This is a genomic window from Mucilaginibacter sp. P5_A4, from assembly GCF_056400605.1.
The window spans coordinates 1-1547 of the sequence record NZ_JBFUKX010000127.1 but is presented as its reverse complement, the minus strand read 5'-3'; the positions used below and the strand labels follow the sequence as shown (position 1 = coordinate 1547).

General features: G+C 34.6%; 2 protein-coding genes. Both read left to right on the top strand.

What is annotated here, in order from left to right:
* Window positions 1-869: glycosyltransferase family 4 protein (locus AC1DQW_RS27565; RefSeq protein ID WP_477456998.1), on the top strand; the 869-nt coding region annotated here is incomplete at its 5' end.
* A 3-nt stretch (window positions 870-872) separates the two neighbouring features.
* Window positions 873-1547: glycosyltransferase (locus tag AC1DQW_RS27560; protein WP_477456997.1), on the top strand; the 675-nt coding region annotated here is incomplete at its 3' end.

Genomic DNA, 1547 nt, shown 5'->3' with positions numbered 1-1547 from the left:
GAATAATATGGGAACAGGTAGATTTGCCATTATTTCTTGTTAAATCAAGTAAGCCGTTACTTATTAATTTATGTAATGTGGCCCCTTTATTATATAAAAACCAGGTTATAACAATACATGACGTTTCTTTTCTTATTAATCCCGAATGGTTTAGTGAAAAATTTGTCAGGTTCTACAAATTTTTAATACCGCGTATCAGTCAAAAGGCGAAACTGATTTTCACCGTAAGCCAATTTTCAAAAAAAGAAATTGTAAAACATCTTCATATTAATTCTGAAAATATTAAGGTAATTTACAATAGCGTGTCGAGTCTTGAAACTCCAGCCCCTTACGGAACAGATCATGGCAGATATATCCTGGTTGTGGGATCAATTGACAAAAGAAAAAATCTTTCAAGTTTAATTGCCGCATTCAAACTTATAACCGATAAGGATTATAAACTTATAATTGCCGGCGACGTGAATACTATTTTTAACAACGGCGATAACAATGAGCTAAGAACGCATGATGACATTGTTTTTTTAGGTAGGGTGGATGATGGAGAACTCGCAAGGTTGTATACAAACGCATTAATATTTGTTTACCCAAGTTTGTATGAGGGTTTTGGAATCCCGCCGTTAGAGGCAATGGCTTACGGGTGTCCTGCTGTAGTTTCTGATATTGAAAGTTTGCGTGAGGTTTGTGGTGATGCCAGTGTTTACGTAAATCCGCAGTCGGCAGAGGATATTTCAAAGGGGATAAGTATGCTGGTTAAAAATGAAGCTTTGCGTAATGATCTTATTATAAGAGGTAAACAAAATATAAATAGGTTTAGTTGGGATACCTCTGCTAAACAATTGATTAACTACATAATGTTATTAAATAATTAGAATTTGAAAGTTGCATTAGTACATGAATGGCTTACTGTTATAGGAGGCTCCGAAAACGTTTTTAAAGAAATTGCATCACTTTTCCCTGATGCAGATATTTATACACTCGTTGCACGGGATGAGACCATAAAAACGCTGAAACTTTCGGGGCATAGGGTAACAACCTCCTTTATTCAAAATCTTCCATTTGCGAGAAATAAATACCGCTCATATTTACCCTTGTTCCCCTTAGCTATTGAACAATTTGACTTGTCAGGTTATGATCTTATCATTTCCTCTTCCCATGCTGTAGCAAAAGGTGTTTTAACCAATTCAAATCAAGTGCATATTTGCTATTGTCACTCGCCTATAAGGTATGCCTGGGATTTGCATCACCAGTATTTAAAGGAAACTGGATTAAATAAAGGGATAAAAGGCTTTATTGCAAAGTATCTGCTACACCGTATAAGACAATGGGATATTATTAGTACAAATCGGGTAGATCATTTCATTGCTAATTCAAAGTATATAGGTAAACGCATACAGAAAATTTACGGCAGAGAAAGTACTGTTATATATCCTAACGTTGCAACTGAGGATTTTTTACCTGTTTATGAAAAAAAAGACTACTATGTTACTTGTTCAAGATTTGTGCCTTATAAAAAAATAGATCTTATTGTAAGTGCATTTGCTCAAATG